Raw genomic sequence first — 21,992 nt, forward strand, 5'->3', positions numbered from 1 at the left:
TCTGTTATTTTATTTTTATGGCCAGCTTACTTATCAAAAATGCCCGCGTCGTCGTCACCATGGACGACACGCGCCGAGAAATCAGCAATGGTGCGGTATACATCATCGACAATGTCATCGCTGAGGTAGGCCTCAGCGCAGACTTGCCGCAAACCGCCGAAGAAGTCATCGATGCGACTGACCATGTTGTCATGCCCGGCCTCATCAATACCCATCACCATATGTACCAAAGCCTGACGCGTGTCATACCTGCGGCGCAAAATGGTGAGCTGTTCAACTGGCTGACCAATCTCTACCCTATCTGGGCCAATCTGACACCAGAGATGGTGCAGGTATCGACCCAGGCCGCCATGGCAGAGCTGATCCTGTCTGGTTGCACAACCAGCAGCGACCATCTCTACATCTATCCGAATGGCTGCCAGCTTGATCACAGCCTGCAGGCAGCGCAAGAGATAGGCATGCGCTTTCATGCGGCGCGTGGTTCCATGAGTGTGGGCCAGTCAAAAGGCGGCCTGCCGCCAGACCGCGTAGTGGAAGACGAAGCCAGCATCTTGCGCGACACCCGGCGCCTGATAGAGACTTATCACGACAGCAGCCGCCACGCCATGCAACGCATCGTCGTTGCACCCTGCTCGCCATTTTCTGTCTCACGCGATCTCATGCGCGAATCAGCAACACTGGCGCGCAGCTATGGCGTCTCACTGCATACTCACCTGGCAGAAAATGCCAATGACATCGCCTACAGCCGTGAGAAGTTCAATATGACCCCGGCAGAATATGCCGAGGACTGCGGCTGGGTAGGCCATGATGTCTGGCACGCGCACTGTGTGCAACTCGATGATGATGGCATCTATATGTTCGCCCGCACTGGCACAGGCATTGCCCACTGCCCCTGCTCGAATATGCGCCTGGCATCCGGCATTGCACCAATACGCAAGATGCTGGATGCCGGTGTCAGTGTCGGCCTGGGTGTCGATGGTTGCGCCTCGAATGATTCTGGCCACATGCTGGGCGAAGTCAGGCAAGCCATGCTCCTGCAACGTGTGGGTTTTGGCCCTGACGCCATGACAGCCAGACAGGCGCTGGAAGTCGCGACCCTGGGTGGTGCCAAGGTACTCAACCGCGACGACATAGGCGCACTCAAACCCGGCATGTCGGCCGACATCGTCATGTTTAACCTGAAGCAGATAGGTTATGCCGGTGCCTGGCATGACCCGGTCGCGGCCCTGGTCTTTTGTACGCCTTCAGATGTGGCTTATAGCATCATCAATGGCCGTGTCGTGGTGCGTGATGGACAAATCACGTCCATAGATTTACCAGTAGTGATGGAAAGGCATAATCGTCTTGCCCATCAACTGGCTGAGGCAGCACGTTGAGCTGATCTTGCTCTTTCCAAATGCTGACAGTGGTATAAAAAATGCCGCTGTCAGCATACAATTTTCGTGTATCCAGAACTTGCTGGTATGCTTGAGTTATTGACTTTAATAACTCATGCATGAAAAAACAGATTCCATTAAACCCAGCTGAAATTACAGAGCTGAAAAAGCAGTTTTTCCATTCCCTGAACCTGGGAACAGGCAGGGCGATACTGCTCATGAAGGCGTATCCTCAACTGGATTTTTCCAGAGAACTCATTGCGGCATCCGTCAGGAATCTCGCAAATGATGCTCAATCTGAAGGTAGCAGAGCCGATTATTTATACCCTATGATCAGGCGGGCTAAGAATAGAGCCTTGATAGAAAAAGCAGTACTTCAAAAACTCAAAAAGAAAAAATCCGACGTCTCTGATCTGAATCAATTGTGTGACCTTGCCCTGCATTTCTATCAGGATGGAAATCTTCATGCGCGCGATATTTTTCTTGAGCGTTTCGAGAAATCTTTTGAAGATGGCTATGAGCTTTGTGGAAATGAACGGATCATGAAGATGGATGGTTTGCAGGGATTATTCAAGCTAGCGGAAAAGATAGGCAAACTCCCTGAAGAAGAATGGGCATGGTATGAATATCGCTGGGATATAGACGAGTTTCAGGACGCTAATCCTGCGCTGGATGTCTTTAAAGAATTTGAGTCTGCAGCTAAGGAAAATCCCTACATCCAGAACTATTTTAAATTGATATCTGCGATAGAGCCTTTCGAACGCTCACGCCGGAAAGAGCCTTCAGCCTACACGGTGAAAGATGTGGAGGAAATTATCAATCGCCCAAATAAACGTGCCGGGTTTAGCAGTGTACGCACTTTGAAGATGAGCCCGGAAGAAATAATCACAGTTGCCCGAAACTTTCTGGATGAAAAAGAGAAACTCAGAAAATTCAAGTATCTACGTTTTTTCTACGCGACCCAATTCCCTTTTGATTACGCGCCTTTGCTAAAAATTGCGAGTGGCCAAAAAAATCATCAAACTGTAGCAGTGAATAATGCAGTGCTTGCGCTCAGCCATTTTTCTGGTGATGACATCCGCGCCCTGGCTTTGAAAAAATTGCGGGAAGAGAGAATCCCCTGTGAGTACCTGCACCTGCTCGTCAGTAACTATCAGGCCGGGGATGCTGACTTGTTGCTGGAAATAATAGGGCGAGCAAAGAATTTTGATGAAGTGCATCTGCTGGTACAAGGCATCATCGCCATCTTCAAAGCGAATCCCGGGGCTGATTGCAAGGCACCGCTGGAAGCCATGTACTACAATATGAATTGCGCTTTACACAGAAGGGATTTACTAGAAATTCTGAATGACAATGCTGTGCTCTCTGACGATATTCTTGAAGAACTGGCATATGATACGGATGCAGATATACGCAAATTATCCCGTCGCATAAAACGTTCAAGAAAAAGTGAGGCTATATCAAAATGAGTTTGGCTATCAAAAAGTTTTTATGTTTTCTGTGTTTCAGCATCTATGCGGTGGCTGCTTTTGCCGCGCCACCCAAACCCATGGAACTGGATTGCAGTGGCACCAAGGCCAGTGTAGAGTTTGAGGAAGAACAGCTCAGTCCCCGACAATACAAGGCTTATCTGACTATAAAAGGGCAGGATGGCTATACCTCAATATTGACCTTTTCCGTGCGCAGTTTTGGGATGGAGTGTCGCAGTAATATACTCAACTGGCGAGGCTTTGTCGTATGGCAGACAGCTTGTCCTCTCGCCTGGGGGCCTGCTACTCCCTTCGAAGCCTGTGACAAGAAAAACTATTTTGGTATTGCCAAAGGCTCGCATATCATGTTGGTACCCAGTGCCAACAATGGGCGCCTAGCGGCTGAACTATTTCATTACCCTTATCAGAAAAAAGCCCCTGATCTGGCGCCTGTCAAAATATACTTCAAGACTGATGACAATCTCATCAAGTGAGTGTCACATCTACTGAAACAGATGAGTGTGATTGCGACGGACTTACAGTTTTTCGGTATGACCTTTCAAACCTATCAACTTGCGACCATGGAAATCACAGGTGACTTAGGCAATAACAGAGACGTGCACCAGGTTATATTTTGCATTGAAGTAAAAAACGAAACTTCCTTGGTGCCGACCATGCGCAGGCTGGCCTGTATCCAGCACAGCACTGCCGCCGGGATGAGTTAGAAGAGGATCATTGCTTGCTGGTTCGCATGCATATCCAAAATGCATGCGAACTCTTATTCAGTTTGTTAACTCAAGCTGCAATAGCTGCTCTCAGTGTACTTCTTTCCTGCTCCGTAAAATCGAGTGTCGTCAGATCATCATTGAGTATGACGACATGGGGTGTGCCAGCGAGCCTGATTGCCAGTGCCATATCTTGTTGATGCGGCAGGAACAGCGGGCCTTCTTTCTTGCGCATGATGTGGCGGAGTTTTTTCTTCACGCCATCTATATCGGTTTCAAAGTACACGGTACGTTCATTTTGTATGTCTTTGACTTTGACCATCACCGGTAGCAAGCCCGGTTTTGTTTTTATCAGGCGATTAAAAAGATTGCTCAACCAGGCGGCGTACAGGCAACCGAAAGAAATGAATCCAAACAGCAGGGCAAAAGTCAGTATCATGAAAAAACGGTTGGTGATATGTTCGGTCGCCATGGTCGTCGTGATCATGCTGGGATTGGATCTGGACCTGACGGCTACTGTGGACATGGATGGCTGGAAGCTGACAAACCAGAAGCTGTGCTTGATCTCCTGTGCTACGGTATCTTGCGGTGTTGGCAGATAACGGATTTTGACATCGCAGTCAATAAAGATCACTTTGCGGCTTTTGCAGCTACCGTGGATTTCTGCGCGTTCATCCACGACAGGGTCTTTGGATACTTTGTAGTCATACAGAAAATCCGGCACCGTCATATAGATCAGACCGACCAGAAAAAGCAGCCCGGTCATGGACAGACCTATCAACATCAGCACCCCCTGTTTTCCGGTAGCGAGTATTTGCATGCGTCGCTTGGGGAAGGCAGCGTTGATGGATGCAAGTTGTGCTTCCGCTGAAGTGCTGCGGGTGGTTAATGGTGTCTGGGACATGTCAGGCTTCCTTGGCAGAGTAAAAATACCTTTGTAAGTATCTTTTATAAGCTGGAAGTATCGGAAAAGCTGACATGCCGGAGTAGATTTATTTCAAATTTTTACATTTGAATAATCGTGTTGAAGAAGAGTTTTTCATTCGGTAGCAAGCATGTACACAAGCTGGTGAATGGAAAGATATCAGTGTTGAATATCAGGTTTGAGCAAAGATCATTCTGAGCCGAATACTACATTTGCTGGAACAAATGCGTGTGATTGCGGCTGACTTCCAGTTTCTCTGCATGGCCCTTCAAACCTATCAATTGACGGCCACGGAAATCACGGGTGACTTCGGCTATGGCAGAAACGCGCACCAGGGTGGAGCGGTGTATGCGCCAGAACTCTTTGGGGTCGAGTTCGTCTTCCAGTTCTTTCAGTGATTTGCGTATCAGGTATTCAGCTTGCTCAGTCTGCACCAGGGTATATTTTTCATCGGAACGGAAAAACAAGACTTCCTTGGTGCTGACCATGCGCAGGCTGCTGCCTACGCTGGCTTGTATCCAGCGCAGGTATTCACGCTTCTGGCTTTGCTGCTGCATTAATTGTGTCAGCATTTGTTCCACCTGCCTGGCCTGGTCGCTGGCGGCATTGGTGGGCGCGATTTTTTCTTGCTGGCGCTGTTGCAATCTCTCTTGCAGGCGTTGGCAGGTGCCAGCCAGTCTGTCGGCTTCTACCGGTTTCAAGAGATAATCCATGGCACCGCGCTCGAAAGCCTGTATCGCATATTCATCATAGGCGGTGACAAATACCACCAGTGCCTGCTTCGCTAATATACTGGCGGCTTCTATGCCATTCTTGCCCGGCATGCGTATGTCGAGAAAGATAATGTCGGGATGCAGTTCTTCGGCCTGTTCTATGGCGACTATGCCATTGGCAGCCTCGGCAATGATGGACAAGTCTGGCCATGCTTGTTGCAGGCGTGCACGTAGCTGGTCGCGCATCGGGCTTTCATCATCGACTATCATTGCTGTGGCTTGAACTGGCATGCGGTTACCCTGAATGCAAAACGCTGAATTGTTAAGAATAATAGGCTTATGCCTTGCTGTCTACAGGTACCAGTATGCCGACGATGGCACCACCAGCCTGTGGTGCTTCTATGACCAGTTGCGCCTTGCCTGAATACAGGACTTTCAGGCGTTCACGTATGTTTGTCAGGCCCATGCCATCATCGGCATGCATGTCAAAGCCCATGCCATTGTCTGTGACTTCGACCAGTAATTGTCCCTCGCTTATTTGGGCCTTGATGTCGATATTGCCACCTGTAGTCTTGGGTTCGAGGCCATGCTTGATGGCGTTTTCTACCAGGGTTTGTATCATCATCGAAGGGAAGGGCAAGAATTCCAGCTCCGACGGCAAGTCTATCTGGTAAGTCAGCCTCTCCTGCATGCGCGCCTGCATGATGTTGAGGTAGGCACGGCACATCTCTATTTGCAGGCCCAGCTTGCCATTACCCTTGTCACGCATCTGTGGCATGGCCGAGCGCAGGTATTTGATCAGGTGCTGGTGCACTATCGTGGCTTGCGCCGGATTGGTTTCTATGAGCTGGCCTATCAGCGCCAGGGTATTGAACAAAAAGTGTGGCTCTATCTGTGCTTGCAGCGCTGCCATTTCTGCTTCCAGTAAGCGACGTTCCAGTGCCTCTACATCGGCCCGGGTTGCTGCCGCAGTGGCGGCTATCTCTGCACTGCGTTTGCCGCCTGCCAGGCTCTTGATAATGCAGGAAGCGAACACCAGCCCGGGCATCAGGCTACCCAGGCCCAGGGCACCACCTACTATCATGGCGACCAGCGAGATGGCCAGTAAAGATGACCAGGGCACTACCGCCAGCCAGTCAAAGAACTTCCACCAGATCACGGTCACCGTATCGGTGATATCCATGATCAGGTCGAGTACTTTGTTATCGTCACGATGTTTCATACCATTTCCATTCACCGCTTATCTTGCAAGGCGGCTTATTCAGTTTGCGGGTTGCTTGCTGTCTTGTCTTTATCAGCAAATAATTTGGCAATGATAGCGCCAAACACCAGGCCATTTGCCAATGATGATAAATGCAATATGCCGCCAGTGATCAAAGTCAGCAAAGAAGTCAGCAAGAGCTTCTTCCATGATGCCTGCAATACCCAGTCCAGCGCATGGCGGCCTGCATAGACCAGGGTGTCTGCCAGGTTTTTGGCAAAATCCAGAACTGGGTTGTTGTTTGTGCTGTTCATGTTATCGCTCCTGTTAGTGGCTGTTTCAAGGGTGACCAAAGTGTTTTCTGTTGGTGTATTCATTTTTCTCTCCTGTCTGCCGGATGATTTCCTTCATCCATGGAGACAGAATAGCAGGCACTTTTACAAGGCAATAGCCTGCTGCGACTAACAGTAACTTGATTGGGTTTAACGGTCATTTGCGAGGATAATTGGGAAGAGTCGAGGAAAAGGCTGACAGCGCAAATCGCGGGCCAGCCCCTTCTTATGCATGGATTTTATTTATTGCACAACATCAGTCTGTCAAAACCCAGACCAAATCCTATACCCTGCTTATAGCTGCCACCGCCGACTACCTGTTTTTGCGCACCGAGTGCAGGGACAGAAATTTCAAAACCAGCCTCAGTGTAATAATCCAGTCCACGTTTGACTGAACTGGCGACTTCATAAGCACCGCTTTTCAAAGCCACCATTTGTTCTGCCATGGCCAGCAACTCTTCACGACAGGAAGAGTTGTCAGGATTGATGATTTCGACACCAAACTGGAAAAATTCGCGGTAGCGTCCTTCCTGTGGTTTTTCATAGCGCCAGCAACGCTCGAAATACCAGAGCTTCAGATTTTTCTTTTGCTTGTAGTGTTTGTCAGCGAGCAGTTGTACTGTTGCCGTCGCTTCGGGGCGCAGGCATAGCGATCTGCCTTTTTTATCCGGGAACACATACATCTGTGAGAGCACTTCAGGGCCTGCCTTATTAATGTAGATAGCTGCCGGTTCCAGTGAGGGCAACATGATTTCATTAAAACCATTTGCTTCCGCGATATCGATGAGGGCATTCAAGAGGCGACGTCTTTCCCTGACTTCGTCACCCACTAAAATTCTGACACCACGACTTTGCTCTTCTATTCTTAATTCCATATTTCACTCCATCATTGCATTGCAACATAGCCGTTGCGCATCCAACCCGGTCTTCGCGCAGCAGAAATAAAAAAGCCCTCTGTGCAGGCTGAGAGGGCTTTCTTAGTGATGGGGCTTAACATTCATCCAAGCAATAGCTCTCCCAGCCAGCGATGTGACTGATGTTGGACAGCATGCAAAAGAGAGATAGAAAATGTAGGCATGGCAGGGATCATAAATTTGCCAGCTGTTTCTGTCAATCAAGACATTGAATATGAAAATGTGAATTTCTAATAATTTAGAGGATTTTTTTGTTACGTATTTTTACAACTTTTCAAAACTATATTCTTTCTGTTTGGAATTTTTGAACTTAAAATTCCGTCCTGCTAAATAAACACCCAATTTTCTGGTTTTGTGAAATTTGGCCTAGATATTTATAAAATATATTACTAATATATTTCCACCAAATGATATTTGCATTTGGTAAAGACAATGTCCGGCGCTATTTAATAGGCTAGTGGACGGCAACAGCAAAAGCGAAAGTGCAGGGCACTTACCGGCGTATCCAGGCAAGGTCAATGCTTGTGCGTATCGATTCTGACTATCGAGCGCATTTGCAAGGCAGCCATGATAGTCGCGTAAGTGGCCGACACTTTAACTTTGACTGTGAAAATTCACTACGTGCGCAGGCATTGATAAAAGCAAGCAGCGGCATGCAGATGCATGTCTGCTGCTTTGACATATATGGAGTCGGTAAATACCTGCTTCCAGAAATTCGGGCGACGTCATTCTACAAACTGACGGATGAAAAAGCCTGAAGGGGATGGTATTGCCCGAAACTCTTAAACAATCAGGGAGATGTATTTCATGTTATATCCAAACAAAATAGCCAGCATGGCTGGGCTGATGGCGCTTAGCTTTACAGGCCTGACGCAAATGGTTCATGCTGCCGATGCAGAAGAACATACGCGCTTGAAGCAAGCACCTATGCCGCATCTGCGACAAAGTCTGCCACCTACGGCAGAGCAAAAGAAATTCAACCTGCCACCAACCAGTGCCACGCGCCTGGACCTGGGCATAGTCAATAAGCAAAGAAATCTGATGGCACCGCCACCAGTTGACGATTGCAAAAACATGGCCACTCTGGCTGGCTATAGCGGTGACGCCCTGGCAACCTACATCGTCAATTTGCCCAGCTATGAATGCCATTACGGCCTGTTCTCGCTGAATGCAACTGATGCAGCGAAGGTGTATTCACCTGCCAATTTCACGGCTGTCATCAATCGCTTTGCGCAAGAAGCAGCCAACTACAATGCCACTAACATGGCACTGGTCAATTTGATCATTTACCTGCGTGCCGGTTACTACCTGGCGGGCAGTGATATCATCCCTGCGCCTTCGGCGAATTACCTGACCAGTATGCGCGGGCCTATCAAGCAACTGGTGGATGGCAACCAGTTGTTCAAGACCAATACAGTAGGGCCAAGCACAGCGGCAGAGACCCTGAAGCTGGTCACCAATCTGCATGACGAAGCCAACTTCTTGTCCAGCGTAAAAAATATCGTTACCCGCTACACCAATACGCCAGCCAATCCCGCTGCTACGGATGCATTGAAATCATCGACGGTTGCCGATGCTTACACTGCGGCCCTGACCATCCTATTCTACGGACACTCCCGTCCTGATGCCTTGCCTGTATTGCGCAGTGACGTGTCTTATGCGACCGCCTTGAACAATTTCGTGGTCAACAATAAAGCAGCATTGATGGGCACCAGCCTGGAATACCAGCTCAGCGACACCGAGAATGAAGCTTTCCGCTTTATGCAGTATCCCAGCCTGCAGTCTGCGGTCAAACCCATGATCAAGTACCAGCTCAGTCACTCCAGCATGACAGGCAATGACAGTTCGCTGTGGTTGAATGCAGCATCGGCAGTCAAGTACTATGACACTGCCAATTGTGCAGAATATGGCACTTGCAACTATGAGACGACGCTGGCCAATACCATCCTGAAAAACAACTACACTTGCAGCCCTAGTCTGAAGATTCGCGCACAGGACATGACTACTGTACAGTTGCAGGATTCTTGCTCCATGCTGGCAACAGAAGAAAATTATTTCCACACCATGATGCAAAGCAAGCGTCAGCCTGTAGCCGGGGATAACAATACCTCACTGGAAGTCGTGGTGTTTGATGACTACACCAACTACAGCAAATATGCCTCCATACTGTATGGTATCGACACCAATAATGGTGGCATGTATATGGAAGGTGACCCAAGTTCTCCTACAAATCAGGCGCGTTTCATTGCGCACGAGGCATCCTGGCTGCGCCCTGTCTTCCAGGTATGGAATCTGCAACATGAATACGTTCATTACCTCGATGGTCGTTTCGACATGAAAGGTGATTTTAGTGCTGGCACTGCCAAACCTACAGTCTGGTGGATAGAAGGTATAGCAGAATACCTGTCACAAAAAAATAATAACCAAAAAGCTATAGACGCAGCAAAAACCGGCACATATAAGCTGAGCCAGATCTTCGGCAACACTTATTCCATGGCTGATTATGTGAATCGCGCTTATAGCTGGGGTTATATGGCGACGCGCTTCATGATGGAAAAACATCGTAGTGATGTGGATGCGGTTATTGCCAAGTTCCGCGTGGGGGATTACGATGGCTATCAAACCTATATGAGCAATATAGGCACACGTTATGACAATGAGTTTACCTCCTGGGTCGCTGCTGCTACTACAGCTGGTGAACCACCGCTGCCTGTTGATAACAGTTTGCCAGATTGCCCTGCCGGTAGCTACCTGGGTAAAAACTGCGTTAAACGCGGTTATGCATCGAGCACCCAGGCTTATGCTTACATCATGGTACCTGCAGGCGCGAAAAACCTGAAACTGACTACCAGCGGTGGTACTGGTGACGTGGACTTGTATGTGGCTCTCGACAAGTATCCAAGCACAGGTATCTATGACTATGCTTCCGTCAAGAGCGGCAATGATGAAAGCGTGACTATCAGTAATCCAACGGCCAATCGCTGGTATTACATCATGCTGAGCGCAAGACAGAGTTTTGCAGGTGTCAATGTTTCGGCAACCTATGACTGATAAAAAACTGGCTGCTTGCTAGTCGCAAACCAGCCATTATAAGAAAAGTGTAACAAGGTGTTGGGGCAGGCATGTAAATGCCTGCCCTTTTTTTATGCACTAAATCTGCTGATACTTTTTTTTTATTCTGTACCTCCACGCACATGCAGGGAGCTCAATATGCATAAAAGTCGATTGGTATGTTTTCTGATTGATTGCCAGGTGGATGATATCAAGCCGGGAGCTGATTTCTGGGCTGCGACTTTAGCTTATCCAGCCGGAGATGCGGACGAAAAATACGTCGCCCTTGAAGCCACTCCCACTGGCCCGAAAATGCTCTTGCAAAAGGTTGAGCACACTAGCCGCATCCATCTCGATATAGAAACCGACAATAAGGAAGCAGAGGTCCAGCGTCTGGAAAAACTCGGCGCCAAAGTCGTCAAGCTCATGGAGCGCTGGGTCGTCATGGAAGCACCGACTGGTCACCGGTTTTGCGTCGTCAATCCCCAGCGCTCAGATTTTCATACAGCCAACGATGTCAATGTCTGGGAGTAAGATTGCATGCACATTAATGCTGAGGCCAGATCTCGGCTATCCGCAATAGATTGGTGGAGCCCGGCTGGCCAAACGGCACACCTGCAGTAATCGCTATATGTTCGCCGACTTGCGCCAGACCCTCCTGCCAGGCGGTGCGGCAGGCGGTGGCGACTAGTATGTCTTCGTTGGGTACAACATCGCTGACGCTGGAATGCACGCCCCAGACCAGTGCCAGGCGGCGGGCAGTATTTATCTTCGGCGTGATGCTGAGTATCGGTGCCATCGGCCTTTCACGGGCGGCGCGCAAGCTGGTGTGACCAGAGCTGGTATAGGTGACGGTCGCCACCGCACCGACGATTTGTGTGACTGAGCGCAGGGCGGCGCAGATGGCATCGCCCTTATTATTCTGCGGCGCTTCATGCTGGGCGGCGATCATGTTTTTGTACAGGGGGTCGCGTTCCACTTCGCAGATGATGCGGTCCATGATTTCAACGGCTGCAACCGGGTAGGCACCGCTGGCTGATTCTGCTGACAGCATGACCGCATCAGCCCCATCATAAATCGCGCTGGCGACATCAGATGCTTCAGCACGGGTGGGCACGGGCGCGGCTATCATGGATTCCAGCATCTGGGTGGCGATGACTATCGGTTTTCCATGGCTGCGGCAGACGCGCAAGATCCGCTTTTGTACCCCGGGTACGCGCTCTGGTGGCAGTTCCACACCCAGGTCACCACGGGCCACCATGATGGCATCGGATACTGCGACAATTTCTTCCAGCCTGTCCAGTGCTGCTGGTTTTTCCAGTTTGGACAATACTCCGGCACGCCCTGCCACCAATGTCCTGGCTTCCACCACATCTTCAGGCCTTTGCACAAAGGACAGGGCGATCCAGTCTGCTCCCATATCCAGCGCGAAGGACAGATCGCGCCGATCTTTCTCTGTCAGCGCCGGGATGGGTAATACCGCATCTGGCACATTCACGCCCTTGCGGTCAGATAGTGCACCGCCATTGATGACGCGAGTACGTATGGTGTTTGCATCACTATCCATGACTTGCAGACGCAACTTGCCATCGTCGAGCAATAATGATTGCCCGGCTGTGATGACGGCAAACAATTCAGGATGTGGCAGGCAGACCCGGTTTGCGTCACCTGGCGTGCTGTCGCTATCGAGTATGAATTCCTGCCCGGCAGTAAGTATGACCCGGCCCGCACTGAATTGCCCTACCCGCAGTTTCGGTCCTTGCAAATCCGCCAGGATGGCAATAGGGCGACCCAGTTCTGCTTCGATTTCACGCACAATATTGCAACGCAATTGATGGTCAGCGTGGCTGCCGTGGCTGAAGTTGAAACGGAATACATCGGCACCGGCTTCAAACAAGGTTTTGATGACTTCTTTGCTATTGCTGGCGGGCCCCAGGGTGGCGACTATCTTTGCTTTGCGGCTGCGTTTCATGGCTTGCTTTCATTTGTTATAGACGGCAGCCGTCCCGGCGCGCTGCACCGTATTCTTGCTGTCGTAGAATGTTTGAGTTATGTCTTACAAGATCAGGATAGCTCTGAAGTCGTTGACGTTGGTGCGTGTAGGGCCGCTGACGACGAGGTCTTCCATTGCGCTGAAAAAACCATAGCCGTCATTGTTTTCCAGCAGGCTGCGGGCGCGTATCTGCTTTGCTGCGGCACGGGCGACGGAATCTGGCGCATACAGCGCCCCGGCATTATCTTCCGAGCCATCTATGCCATCAGTATCACAGGCGATGGCATGAATATCTTTGTAACCATCGAGTGCCACCGCCAGGCTCAGTAAAAATTCTGCATTGCGACCACCACGCCCTTTGCCGCGCACAGTGACGGTGGTTTCACCGCCAGAAATCAGTACGCAGGGTTTCTGGAATGGCTGGCCATGCTTTGCCACCTGCTTGGCCAGGGCCGCATGCACCAGGGCAACATCGCGGGCTTCGCCCTCTATACCATCCGACAAAATATAGGGTGTGATACCTGCTGCACGCGCCGTGGCTGCGGCGGCTTCGAGTGCTTCCTGTGCCGTAGCAATGACATGATGGCTGTGACCTGCAAAACGCGCATCATCGGGCTTGGGTGTTTCGCCTTTACCGCTTTCCAGATGCTGCAAAATCTCTGCTGGAATAGCGATATCGTATTTGCGCAAGATCGCCAGGGCTTCTGCGCAGGTCGTGGCATCGGGCAAAGTAGGGCCGCTGGCGATGATGCCGGGTTCATCGCCGGGTACATCGGAGATCAGCAAAGTCACCACGCGTGCCGGTGCACAGGCAAGCGCCAGACGGCCGCCCTTGATGGCTGACAAATGCTTGCGTACGCAATTCATTTCAGAAATTGCTGCACCGCTTTTCAGCAAGGCCTTGTTGATGGCCTGCTTCTGTTCGAGACTGATACCATCTGCAGGCAAGGCCAGCAAGGCAGATCCACCGCCGGAGATCAGGCAGAGTACCAGATCATCCTTGCTTAGCCCTTGCACCATGTCCAGTATGCGCGCTGCAGCCTGCTTGCCTGCTTCATCGGGTACAGGGTGGGCAGCTTCCACCACTTCTATCTTGCGGCAATCTGCACCGTGGCCATAGCGTGTGACGACCAGGCCTGAAAGTTCCCCCTGCCAGTGATCTTCTACTACCTTTGCCATGGCTGCTGCACCTTTACCTGCTCCTATGACCAGGGTGCGGCCTTTTGCTGGTGGTGCTGGCAAAAAGGCGGGCAGGCATTTCTCTGCGCTGACGGCGGCGACGGCGCTGGTGTAGAGGTCAAGCAAGAACTGGCGTGGGGCTAGGGTGGTCATTTGGGGCTTTCTAAAAAACGGGCAGTGCGTGCCCACTCAATATACATCGTAGGTTGTGCTACGCTTCATCAGCCCAACACTCGGCGGTTCAATGACGTACGTGTTAATTTAAGGCCCAGTGTTGGGCTGGTAAATCGTAGCCCAACCTACAAGATAATTTCAAAATCTAGTATGCCCTCAAACAGCTTGACACTAGATGAATTTTTTTCGTGTATCCACTGTCAAAGACGAACAACGATCAAACCTTGGCAATCTCATGATTCGACATAATCTCTATCGCCCGGCACAGGGCCGAATGATCGAGGCCACGCATGCCATTCGCCGAACAGGCATTCATCAATTCCTGCACCGCCGCGGTATTTGGTAAAGATACACCCAAAGCTTTTGCCCCCTGCAAAGCCAGGTTCAAATCTTTTTGATGCAGTTCTATCCTGAAGCCGGGATTGAAAGTGCGCTTGACCATACGTTCACCATGTACCTCCAGTATGCGCGATGCAGCAAAGCCGCCCATCAGTGCTTGCCTGACTCTGGCCGGATCGGCACCGGCTTTCGATGCAAACAGCAGTGCTTCAGCCACGGCCTGTATGTTCAGCGCAACGATGATCTGGTTGGCGACCTTGGTGGTCTGGCCATCGCCGTTGCCACCCACCAGGGTGATGTTCTTGCCCATCAGTTCGAACAGGGGTTTGACTTTGTCAAAGGTAGCTTCAGGGCCACCGACCATGATGGTCAGGCTTGCCGCCTTGGCACCGACTTCACCACCGGACACAGGCGCATCGAGGTAATCGCATTTCAGGGCATTGATTTTCTTGGCGAAGTCCTTGGTGGCGATGGGGGAAATAGAACTCATGTCCACCACGATCTTGCCAGCGTCGAGGCCAGCAGCAACACCGTTTTCGCCAAACAGCGCAGCTTCTACATGCGGTGTATCCGGCACCATGATGATGATGATGTCAGCCCGCCTGGCGACTTCTTCACCTGATGTACAGACGGTTGCACCGCGTTCTATCAATTCAAACGGCGGGTTCTTGATGTCGTGCAAATACAGCTTATGCCCACCCGCCTGCAAATGCCCGGCCATAGGTGCGCCCATGATACCCAAACCTATAAATCCAATTTTAGCCATGATAGTTCCTGATAGTTTCGTTGTTGTTTGATGAAGACCATTAACCACAGAGGCACAGAGAAGGTCATGAGAAAACCAAAATCTCTTTCCATTCTGTAGATGAAAATCACTAAAAAACTCTCTTTATTTTTTCTCTGTGTCTCAGTGTTGAGAGGTCTTAAGATCTTAAATAATTAAAGGCCGTGCGATTTGATCCAGCCCAGTCCAGCAACAGTGCCGTTCTGCGGTTTGTATTCGCAGCCTACCCAGCCCTGGTAACCCATGTCGGCCAGGGTGGCGAAGATAGTGCGGTAATTGATTTCACCTGTGCCCGGCTCAAAGCGTCCAGGGTTGTCAGCCAACTGGATATGTTTGATCAGCGCCAGATTATTCTTGATGGTATTGATCAGTTCACCTTCCATACGCTGCATGTGATAGATGTCGTATTGCACGAAGATATTGTCTGAACCGGTGGCGTGTATCAGATCGAGTGCCTGTTGCGTGCCAGATAAAAAGAAGCCGGGTATGTCAAAGGTATTGATGGCTTCGATGAGCAGGCTGATATTCGCTGCCTTCAGTTTGTCAGCCGCATAGCGCAGATTGCTGACCAGAGTTTGCTCTGCATCTTCTTTGCTGATATTTTCCGGACGTATGCCAACCAGGCAATTCAGTTGCGTGACATTCAAGGTTTTTGCATAAGCGATAGCGATGTCCACGCCCTGGCGGAATTCTTCCACGCGGTCAGGATGGCAGGCGATACCGCGTTCTCCTGCTTCCCAGTTACCAGCGGGCAGGTTGTGCAGCACCAGTTGCAGATTGTTTTCTTGCAATTTTTCTGCGATCTGTTTTACTTCGAAAGCATAGGGGAATAAAAATTCCACAGCCTTGAAACCTGCTTGCGCGGCAGCGGCGAAGCGGTCGAGAAATGCATGTTCGGTAAACAACATGCTGAGATTGGCGGCCAGTCTGGTCATCGCATATCCTTGTAGATGAGTGACCGTAAGCCTCCCGCAGCATAGCTGCGGGAGTTCACGGGGTGCCGGACGGGGAGACCCGGCACCTGAAAATTTTTCGCTAATTGTTTAATCGAGCAAAGCTATTGCTGTCGGCGCATGACCATCTTCCGTTGCCAGCTCTTCAAATTCATTAATATTGCTGATCTCGGTACCCATGGCGATATTGGTCACGCGTTCCAGTATGATTTCCACGACAACTGGGACGCGGAATTCCTGCATCCAGCGCTGGGCCTGGGCAAAGGCATCTGCAATCGCACTGGGTTCCGTCACACGTATGGCCTTGCAACCCAGGCCTTCGACGACGGCAACGTGGTCTACTCCATAGCCATTCAGTTCTGGCGCATTGATGTTTTCAAAAGCCAGTTGCACGCAATAATCCATGTCAAAGCCACGCTGTGATTGACGTATCAAACCCAGGTAAGAATTATTGACGACCACATGCAGGTAAGGCAGCTTGAATTGCGCGCCGACGGCCAGTTCTTCTATCATGAACTGGAAATCATAATCACCAGAGATGGCAACCACCTGGCGTTGCGGGTCAGCCGCGCAGACACCGAGGGCTGCCGGTATGGTCCAGCCCAGCGGGCCAGCCTGGCCGCAGTTGATCCAGTGGCGCGGGTAATACACATGCAGGAATTGCGCAGCCGCGATTTGTGATAAGCCTATAGTACTGACATAGCAGGTTTCGCGGCCAAAGGCCTTGTTCATTTCTTCATACACGCGTTGCGGTTTCACCGGCACATTGTCAAAATGCGTGCGGCGTAACATCGTGCGTTTGCGTTGCTGGCAATCTGCTACCCAGGCAGAACGGTCTTTGAGCTTGCCTGCGGTTTTCCATTCTCTGGCGACTTCGATGAAAAGTTTTAATGCCGCGCCAGCATCAGAGACGATGCCAAAGTCCGGTCCAAACACACGACCGATTTGCGTGGGTTCTATATCGATGTGGACAAATTTTCTGTCCTTGGTAAACACATCAATGGAACCTGTATGACGATTCGCCCAGCGATTACCTATGCCCAGCGCAAAGTCAGATGCCAGCATGGTGGCATTGCCATAGCGGTGGCTGGTTTGCAGGCCGACCATGCCTACCATCAAAGGGTGATCGTCGGCTATTGCCCCCCATGCCATCAGGGTAGGTATGACAGGCACGCCAGTCAGTTCGGCAAATTCCACCAGCAGGGCTGAGGCATTGGCATTGACGATGCCGCCACCAGCGGTGATCAGCGGGCGCTCAGCATCATTGAGCATGGCGAGGGCTTTTTCTATCTGGGCGCGGCTGGCCTTGGGTTTATACACTTCCAGCGGCTGATAAGTGTCAGGGTCAAATTCTATCTCGGCCATCTGCACATCAAATGGCAAGTCGATCAGTACCGGACCAGGGCGGCCAGAGCGCATGATGTGAAAAGCTTGCTGGAATACCATGGGCACGAGAGCCGGTTCACGCACCGTTATCGCCCACTTGGTGACAGGCTTGGCAATGGATTCTATATCCACAGCCTGGAAGTCTTCCTTGTACAACCTTGCCCTCGGTGCCTGGCCAGTAATACAGAGTATGGGTATGGAATCCGCCTGGGCAGAATACAGGCCGGTAATCATGTCCGTACCCGCCGGGCCGGAGGTGCCTATGCAGACGCCGATGTTGCCAGCCTGGGCACGGGTATAGCCTTCGGCCATGTGGGAAGCCCCCTCAACATGGCGCGCCAGTATGTGTTTGATAGTGCCTTGCTTCTTCAAAGCCGCATAAAACGGGTTGATCGCCGCCCCCGGCACCCCAAAAGCCTGATGCACGCCTTCTTTTTCCAACACATAAGCCGCCGCCTGCGCCGCCGTCATCTTTGCCATTTTGCTCTCCAGTTTTGCTATTAGTTGTGTGTATGCAGATCTTGAAACACATGCTAAAGGCAAAACAGGTCACTGATAAGAAGACAAATTCTCGCTTTATTCGATACTTGAAGTATGGAATAATAAAGAGGCCTTTAGCTTTGCTCTGGGCCCCCTCTGTGCCTCTGTGCCTCTGTGCCTCTGTGCCTCTGTGGTGAGGGGTTTTTGGCAATCAAACCGCGATAAACCATGGACAAACTCACCCAAATCGAAGCCTTCGTCGATGTCGTCGAAAAAGGCAGTCTGGCCCGCGCTGCGCTGGGCCAGAACATTACCCCGGTCATGCTGGGTCGTCGCATTGATGCTCTGGAAAAACGCCTGGGTGTGAAGCTCATGCACCGCAGCACGCGCCATCTGACGCTGACTGAACAGGGCACGGTTTATCTCGATCATTGCCGCAAATTGCTGGCGGACCTGGGTTATGCCGATCAACTGGTATCCGAGGGACGGCACAAGGCCACTGGCCACCTTATCGTCTCAGCCCCCGCCGCATTCGGGCGCAAGCATGTGGCACCGCATGCGCCGCAATTCGTCAAGGCCAATCCTGCTGTACAGATTTCCTTCAACCTGACCGACAGGGTGGTGGATCTGATACGTGAAGGTTATGACCTGGGCATACGTATAGGCGGCAATATTGATCCCAATTTCGTCGCGGTCAAACTGGCCAGCAACCGCCGTGTGGTTTGTGGCACGCCAGCCTATTTTGAGCGGCATGGCATACCGCGCACACTGGAAGACCTGGCCCAGCACAATTGCCTGGCCTTCAACTTGCAGGGTGGACAACAGCGCGGCTGGTATTTCCAGCAAAACGGCAAGCCTGTGACCATCAAGGTCGCTGGCAATCTGGATTGCAATGATGGCGAATTACTACACCGCTGGGCTTGCGAAGACCTGGGCCTGGCCTGGCGCTCTTCTTGGGAAATACAGGCGCAACTGATCTCGGGCGAATTGATTACTGTGCTGGATGACTATGCCCTGCCGCAATACGACATCGTCGCTGTGTACCCGCAACAACGGCATTTGCCGGTGAAGACGCGGTTTTTCATAGACACACTGAAGGCGATCTATGCGCAGCCAGATTACTGGTTGAAAAATTGATGGGGTCGGGCACATATTCAAATTCAAATAGCATCTATAGAAATTCCTTAGCCTTGATATGGAAATAATTGAGCTATCGTCTTTTCACAAATTAAAAAAATTGATTTACTTATAATCGAGGAGACAAACGTGTTAACTTCCGAGCAAATTCCGGCTGCACAAGATACAAGCAGGCCTGTCAGTCACAGCCCTGCGCAGCTTTCCTTTCTCGACAGATTTTTCAAGTTAAGAGAAAACAATACTGATGTACGCACTGAATTACTGGCAGGCCTGACCACCTTCCTGACCATGGCATATATTATTTTCGTCAACCCGTCGATACTGGGTGATGCAGGCATGCCCAAGGACTCGGTGTTTGTTGCCACTTGCCTGGCTGCATCGATAGGCACCATGATCATGGGCCTGTATGCCAATTACCCTATGGCGCTGGCGCCGGGCATGGGTCTGAATGCTTACTTTACTTATGCTGTCGTCAAGGGCATGGGCATACCCTGGGAAGCGGCGCTGGGTGCAGTCTTTATTTCCGGTTGTTTGTTTGTCGCCGTCAGTGTCTTCAAATTGCGCGAGATGATAGTCAATGGCATACCGCAATCGATACGCACTGCCATCACAGTGGGCATAGGTCTTTTCCTGGGACTGATCTCGTTGAAGAATGCCGGTATTGTGGTTGCCAATCCTGCCACCATGGTGGGTATAGGTGATATGCACAAGGCGCCACCCATACTCGCAGCATTGGGTTTCTTCTTGATCGTCACGCTGGACAGGTTCAAGGTGCGCGGTTCCATCCTCATCGGTATCTTGACGGTGACGGTGCTGAGTTTTTTCTTTGGTGGCAACACCTTCCATGGCGTGGTATCCATGCCGCCTTCTCTCGATCCTACTCTGTTCAAACTCGATATCATGGGTGCCTTGTCAGTAGGTATCCTGAATGTGGTGCTGGTGTTTTTCCTGGTAGAGTTGTTTGATGCCACCGGCACGCTGATGGGTGTTGCCAACCGTGCCGGTTTGCTGGTAAATGGCAAGATGGAAAGACTGAACCGCGCCTTGCTGGCTGACAGCACTGCGATTGTGGCAGGTTCCTTCCTCGGGACATCCAGCACGACTGCTTATATAGAAAGTGCTGCCGGTGTGCAGGCTGGTGGCCGCACAGGTTTGACAGCAGTGGCAGTGGGCTTGTTGTTCCTGGCTTGCTTGTTCATTGCGCCGCTGGCCGGCGTGGTACCCGCCTATGCAACTGCCCCCGCCCTGTTCTATGTCGCCTGCCTGATGCTGCGTGAACTGGTAGAGATAGACTGGAGTGATACTTCTGAAAGCATACCGGCAGGTATTACTGCCCTGTTCATGCCTTTCACTTATTCTATTGCTCATGGTGTGGCATTTGGTTTTATTTCTTATGCAGCATTAAAACTATTCACGGGTCGCGCCAAGGAAGTGAAAGTGATAGTCTGGGCGATAGCTGCGGTGTTCCTGTTCAAGTTTATTTATCTGGGTGCCGGCTAAACAAGTTACTTAGTAATCTGTATCTGAAAGCAGCGCAATATGCGCTGCTTTTTTTATACGTGGAGCAATGTAATTTTGACCACATACTTGGGTATATTTTGTAGCACATCGCATTAATATCCAGCCTGCTTTAATTCGGCCATGGCATTATTCTGCTGCTCTATTGTTCTTTACCTTATGTATAGAATGAGAAGGCGGGAATTCAATTGGAGTAATCATGTTAATCCTCAGAAGTGCACGTGAAGCCGACAATATAAAGATAAGAAAATTAGTACAGGCATCACTTGCAGATTTTGATATTGCGGCCGAGTTCAATGGCCTGGATGCTGCAATCGGTTCGGCTGGTTTGCCTGACAGTGAGAATTTGGTGGAACTGGTCGCTGAGTTTGAGCAGAAAATTTGCGGCTGTGTTGCACTTGAGCGCCTGCAAGCGCAAGAAGGAAAAGTGTTTGGCTTTCATGTGGATAAAGATTTTCGCGGTAAAGGAATCGGCCGCGGACTATTGGCAGAACTTGTACAGCGCGCCAAACAATGCGGACTGAAAACATTGCATCTGGACACTTGGGACAGCATGCAAAGTGCAGTCAGTCTTTATGTATCACTGGGCTGGGTGGCCGCACCTGATCCTATGCCAGATTCTGGCGCGAACCGTTCATTCCGACTTGAAATAAGCTGATCTTTTCTAACAATATTAACGGCAATCCTGATCATGTTCTCTTTTCTTTTTGCACCTGGGTGGTGGTTCGAATTTCATCCTTTTGCGTGTGGTTTTGTGGCATTGCTAATGAGTTTCACGGCCTGTCTGGATAACTACAGTAAAAGTAATCGCATGCTGTTTGCTGTCACAGCGGTTTTTTGGTGGATTTTTACGTATACTGAAGCGACATTCACTGTACATGCCTTGCGTGTTGATCTGGTATTCATGGCTCCGGTGTACCAAATTCTGGCTCTTTGGAGTTGCTGGAAAATATATAGCGATCCTGCTGAAATCCGTAATACTGAAAAGCAAGCCGATGAGTATGAATGAATTCATTGTGCAGCAATCTGATAGTAAAAGGAATTCATGGAAGAAGCACAGTTAGAGTATCAAAAACTGATACAGAAATTGTTTACCATGGCCTCAGTGGATGCTGGCCAGATGTTTGGCAAAGCCTTTATCGCACAGCATAAAGACACCGTGGTTTTTAAATTGTCAGGTGATGCACATACCAGGGCACTGGCTTTGGCTGGTGCAGTCTTATGGGACCCCTCTGGCAAAGGCCGCCCCATGAAAGAATGGGTGGCACTGACCAGTGTGCATAGCAAGAAATTTCCTGTGATGGCAGCATTTGCTTTAGAGTATGTGCAATCACTAAGCTGAT

Annotated in this window: 20 protein-coding genes; 10 read left to right on the forward strand and 10 right to left on the reverse strand. The window is 50.5% G+C overall.

Features of this window, described 5'->3' with window-relative positions; translation table 11 throughout:
• Positions 1-17 precede the first annotated feature (17 nt).
• From ACO0LC_RS01180 to ACO0LC_RS01190, 3 genes are all read left to right on the forward strand, one after another.
• On the forward strand, positions 18-1,376 hold the full coding sequence (locus ACO0LC_RS01180) for an 8-oxoguanine deaminase (protein WP_422999797.1): 1,359 nt from the start codon (positions 18-20) through the stop codon (positions 1,374-1,376).
• 119 nt (positions 1,377-1,495) lie between these two features.
• Entirely contained in the window at positions 1,496-2,845 is a 1,350-nt protein-coding gene (locus tag ACO0LC_RS01185) for a hypothetical protein (RefSeq protein WP_422999799.1), read from the forward strand.
• A complete protein-coding gene (locus ACO0LC_RS01190) occupies positions 2,842-3,339 on the forward strand; it encodes a hypothetical protein (RefSeq protein ID WP_422999801.1) in 498 nt (165 codons plus the stop codon). Before ACO0LC_RS01185 ends, ACO0LC_RS01190 begins: the two co-directional genes overlap by 4 nt.
• 301 nt (positions 3,340-3,640) lie before the next feature.
• Here the strand turns inward: ACO0LC_RS01190 and ACO0LC_RS01195 are convergent, their stop codons facing one another.
• The 5 genes from ACO0LC_RS01195 to ACO0LC_RS01215 form a co-directional block, all read right to left on the reverse strand.
• A complete protein-coding gene (locus ACO0LC_RS01195; RefSeq protein ID WP_422999803.1) occupies positions 3,641-4,474 on the reverse strand; it encodes a hypothetical protein in 834 nt (277 codons plus the stop codon).
• Positions 4,475-4,701: 227 nt separating this feature from the next.
• The gene (locus tag ACO0LC_RS01200; RefSeq protein WP_422999805.1) at positions 4,702-5,499 is read right to left on the reverse strand and encodes a LytR/AlgR family response regulator transcription factor; all 798 of its coding nucleotides are present in this window, start codon (positions 5,497-5,499) and stop codon (positions 4,702-4,704) included.
• Between the two features lie 46 nt (positions 5,500-5,545).
• Positions 5,546-6,430, reverse strand: a complete 885-nt coding sequence (locus tag ACO0LC_RS01205) for a sensor histidine kinase (RefSeq protein WP_422999807.1) — start codon at positions 6,428-6,430, stop codon at positions 5,546-5,548.
• 35 nt (positions 6,431-6,465) lie between these two features.
• Complete coding sequence (locus tag ACO0LC_RS01210; protein ID WP_422999808.1) at positions 6,466-6,723, reverse strand: hypothetical protein; 258 nt, start codon at positions 6,721-6,723, stop codon at positions 6,466-6,468.
• A gap of 257 nt (positions 6,724-6,980) precedes the next feature.
• On the reverse strand, positions 6,981-7,616 hold the full coding sequence (locus ACO0LC_RS01215) for an ATP phosphoribosyltransferase regulatory subunit (RefSeq protein WP_422999810.1): 636 nt from the start codon (positions 7,614-7,616) through the stop codon (positions 6,981-6,983).
• Between the two features lie 846 nt (positions 7,617-8,462).
• On the opposite strand from ACO0LC_RS01215, the gene ACO0LC_RS01220 reads away from it, so the two are divergent.
• Complete coding sequence (locus ACO0LC_RS01220) at positions 8,463-10,706, forward strand: collagenase (protein WP_422999814.1); 2,244 nt, start codon at positions 8,463-8,465, stop codon at positions 10,704-10,706.
• Positions 10,707-10,865: 159 nt separating this feature from the next.
• Positions 10,866-11,240 carry a VOC family protein gene (locus ACO0LC_RS01225; protein ID WP_422999816.1) on the forward strand — a complete coding sequence of 125 codons (375 nt, stop codon included), beginning with the start codon at positions 10,866-10,868 and terminating at the stop codon, positions 11,238-11,240.
• Between the two features lie 13 nt (positions 11,241-11,253).
• On the opposite strand, the gene pyk is transcribed toward ACO0LC_RS01225, so the two are convergent.
• From pyk to gcl, 5 genes are all read right to left on the reverse strand, one after another.
• Entirely contained in the window at positions 11,254-12,678 is a 1,425-nt protein-coding gene (pyk, locus tag ACO0LC_RS01230; protein ID WP_422999818.1) for a pyruvate kinase, read from the reverse strand.
• Between the two features lie 84 nt (positions 12,679-12,762).
• The gene (locus ACO0LC_RS01235; RefSeq protein WP_422999820.1) at positions 12,763-14,031 is read right to left on the reverse strand and encodes a glycerate kinase type-2 family protein; all 1,269 of its coding nucleotides are present in this window, start codon (positions 14,029-14,031) and stop codon (positions 12,763-12,765) included.
• Positions 14,032-14,269: 238 nt separating this feature from the next.
• Positions 14,270-15,157 carry a 2-hydroxy-3-oxopropionate reductase gene (gene glxR, locus ACO0LC_RS01240; protein ID WP_422999822.1) on the reverse strand — a complete coding sequence of 296 codons (888 nt, stop codon included), beginning with the start codon at positions 15,155-15,157 and terminating at the stop codon, positions 14,270-14,272.
• A gap of 173 nt (positions 15,158-15,330) precedes the next feature.
• A complete protein-coding gene (gene hyi / locus ACO0LC_RS01245) occupies positions 15,331-16,110 on the reverse strand; it encodes a hydroxypyruvate isomerase (RefSeq protein ID WP_422999824.1) in 780 nt (259 codons plus the stop codon).
• A gap of 108 nt (positions 16,111-16,218) precedes the next feature.
• Entirely contained in the window at positions 16,219-17,994 is a 1,776-nt protein-coding gene (gcl, locus tag ACO0LC_RS01250; RefSeq protein WP_422999826.1) for a glyoxylate carboligase, read from the reverse strand.
• Positions 17,995-18,222: 228 nt separating this feature from the next.
• Between gcl and ACO0LC_RS01255 the strand changes: the two genes are divergently transcribed.
• From ACO0LC_RS01255 to ACO0LC_RS01275, 5 genes are all read left to right on the forward strand, one after another.
• Positions 18,223-19,131, forward strand: coding sequence for a LysR family transcriptional regulator (locus ACO0LC_RS01255; RefSeq protein ID WP_422999828.1), 909 nt, complete (start codon positions 18,223-18,225; stop codon positions 19,129-19,131).
• Positions 19,132-19,278: 147 nt separating this feature from the next.
• Positions 19,279-20,631: an NCS2 family permease gene (locus ACO0LC_RS01260; protein ID WP_423000195.1), complete on the forward strand. Its 1,353-nt coding sequence runs from the start codon at positions 19,279-19,281 to the stop codon at positions 20,629-20,631.
• 217 nt (positions 20,632-20,848) lie between these two features.
• Positions 20,849-21,307, forward strand: coding sequence for a GNAT family N-acetyltransferase (locus ACO0LC_RS01265; RefSeq protein WP_422999830.1), 459 nt, complete (start codon positions 20,849-20,851; stop codon positions 21,305-21,307).
• A gap of 33 nt (positions 21,308-21,340) precedes the next feature.
• The gene (locus tag ACO0LC_RS01270; RefSeq protein WP_422999832.1) at positions 21,341-21,658 is read left to right on the forward strand and encodes a hypothetical protein; all 318 of its coding nucleotides are present in this window, start codon (positions 21,341-21,343) and stop codon (positions 21,656-21,658) included.
• Between the two features lie 36 nt (positions 21,659-21,694).
• Positions 21,695-21,991: a hypothetical protein gene (locus tag ACO0LC_RS01275; RefSeq protein ID WP_422999834.1), complete on the forward strand. Its 297-nt coding sequence runs from the start codon at positions 21,695-21,697 to the stop codon at positions 21,989-21,991.
• Position 21,992 lies beyond the last annotated feature (1 nt).

It is taken from the genome of Undibacterium sp. JH2W (assembly GCF_049340425.1).
Classification (GTDB): domain Bacteria; phylum Pseudomonadota; class Gammaproteobacteria; order Burkholderiales; family Burkholderiaceae_D; genus Undibacterium.

Excerpts from the sequence above, each read along its gene's own strand:
- ACO0LC_RS01180 (WP_422999797.1), top strand. The coding sequence starts at position 18 with ATGGCCAGCTTACTTATCAAAAATGCCCGCGTCGTCGTCACCATGGAC.
- ACO0LC_RS01185 (WP_422999799.1), top strand. The coding sequence starts at position 1,496 with ATGAAAAAACAGATTCCATTAAACCCAGCTGAAATTACAGAGCTGAAA.
- ACO0LC_RS01190 (WP_422999801.1), top strand. The coding sequence starts at position 2,842 with ATGAGTTTGGCTATCAAAAAGTTTTTATGTTTTCTGTGTTTCAGCATC.
- ACO0LC_RS01195 (WP_422999803.1), bottom strand. The coding sequence starts at position 4,474 with ATGTCCCAGACACCATTAACCACCCGCAGCACTTCAGCGGAAGCACAA.
- ACO0LC_RS01200 (WP_422999805.1), bottom strand. The coding sequence starts at position 5,499 with ATGCCAGTTCAAGCCACAGCAATGATAGTCGATGATGAAAGCCCGATG.
- ACO0LC_RS01205 (WP_422999807.1), bottom strand. The coding sequence starts at position 6,430 with ATGAAACATCGTGACGATAACAAAGTACTCGACCTGATCATGGATATC.
- ACO0LC_RS01210 (WP_422999808.1), bottom strand. The coding sequence starts at position 6,723 with ATGAACAGCACAAACAACAACCCAGTTCTGGATTTTGCCAAAAACCTG.
- ACO0LC_RS01215 (WP_422999810.1), bottom strand. The coding sequence starts at position 7,616 with ATGGAATTAAGAATAGAAGAGCAAAGTCGTGGTGTCAGAATTTTAGTG.
- ACO0LC_RS01220 (WP_422999814.1), top strand. The coding sequence starts at position 8,463 with ATGTTATATCCAAACAAAATAGCCAGCATGGCTGGGCTGATGGCGCTT.
- ACO0LC_RS01225 (WP_422999816.1), top strand. The coding sequence starts at position 10,866 with ATGCATAAAAGTCGATTGGTATGTTTTCTGATTGATTGCCAGGTGGAT.
- pyk (WP_422999818.1), bottom strand. The coding sequence starts at position 12,678 with ATGAAACGCAGCCGCAAAGCAAAGATAGTCGCCACCCTGGGGCCCGCC.
- ACO0LC_RS01235 (WP_422999820.1), bottom strand. The coding sequence starts at position 14,031 with ATGACCACCCTAGCCCCACGCCAGTTCTTGCTTGACCTCTACACCAGC.
- glxR (WP_422999822.1), bottom strand. The coding sequence starts at position 15,157 with ATGGCTAAAATTGGATTTATAGGTTTGGGTATCATGGGCGCACCTATG.
- hyi (WP_422999824.1), bottom strand. The coding sequence starts at position 16,110 with ATGACCAGACTGGCCGCCAATCTCAGCATGTTGTTTACCGAACATGCA.
- gcl (WP_422999826.1), bottom strand. The coding sequence starts at position 17,994 with ATGGCAAAGATGACGGCGGCGCAGGCGGCGGCTTATGTGTTGGAAAAA.
- ACO0LC_RS01255 (WP_422999828.1), top strand. The coding sequence starts at position 18,223 with ATGGACAAACTCACCCAAATCGAAGCCTTCGTCGATGTCGTCGAAAAA.
- ACO0LC_RS01265 (WP_422999830.1), top strand. The coding sequence starts at position 20,849 with ATGTTAATCCTCAGAAGTGCACGTGAAGCCGACAATATAAAGATAAGA.
- ACO0LC_RS01270 (WP_422999832.1), top strand. The coding sequence starts at position 21,341 with ATGTTCTCTTTTCTTTTTGCACCTGGGTGGTGGTTCGAATTTCATCCT.
- ACO0LC_RS01275 (WP_422999834.1), top strand. The coding sequence starts at position 21,695 with ATGGAAGAAGCACAGTTAGAGTATCAAAAACTGATACAGAAATTGTTT.